Below are 784 nucleotides of genomic sequence, written 5' to 3' on the forward strand. Positions count from 1 at the left end.
CTCCCCTTGCGGGAGAGGGCTGGGGTGAGGGGTCGCGCGACGCCTGGGCCGTAGCACAAGCCCGCCTCACCCCTCCCCCGGCCCCGGGATCAGCACCCGCAGGGCGTTGAGGATCACCGCCACGTCGATGGCCTCCTGCAGCAGGGCGCCGGCCACCGGCTCCAGCCAGCCGAAGGCCGCAGCCAGCATGCCCAGAAGCGACAGGGCGATGCCCGCGACCACGCTCTGCCGCGCGATGGCGAGCGCCCGCCGGGCGATGGCCATGGCCTCGGCGAGGCGGTCCAGCCGGTCCACCAGCAGCACCACGTCCGCCACCTCGGCGGAGGCGGCGGCGCCGCGCGCGCCCAGCGCCACGCCCACGTCGGCGGCGGCCAGCGCCGGGGCATCGTTGACCCCGTCGCCCACCATCATCACCGTGCCCGAGGCCAGCCGGGCATGGGCATCGGTCACGTATGACACCTTGCCCGCCGGCTGAAGGTCCCCCGCCCAGCTGTCGAGGCCGAGGCTGCGGCCCAGCGCCTCCACCGCCTCCGCGCGGTCGCCCGAGGCGAGGGCGATGTGGTCCACCCCGCCGGCCCGGAGCGCCCGCACCATCTCGCCCGCATCGTCCCGCACCCGGTCGGCGAGGATGAGCAGGCCGGCAAAGCATCCGTCGATGGCCACCGCGACCACCGCGCTCGCCGCCGGCAGGCCGGTGCGCAGGGCCGCCAGATCGCCCGCCACGAGGTCGCCCCTGGCCCGCGCCGCGACGAAGCTGCAGCCGCCCACGGCCACCTCCCGGCCC

Annotated in this window: 1 protein-coding gene; it reads right to left on the reverse strand. The window is 77.0% G+C overall.

Annotated elements, in window-relative coordinates:
* Positions 1-66 precede the first annotated feature (66 nt).
* The coding region (locus K9U41_RS22965; protein WP_282643150.1) for an HAD-IC family P-type ATPase at positions 67-784 on the reverse strand (718 nt) is incomplete at its 5' end.

It is taken from the genome of Xanthobacter autotrophicus (assembly GCF_029991245.1).
In the GTDB taxonomy this organism is placed as follows: domain Bacteria; phylum Pseudomonadota; class Alphaproteobacteria; order Rhizobiales; family Xanthobacteraceae; genus Xanthobacter; species Xanthobacter autotrophicus_C.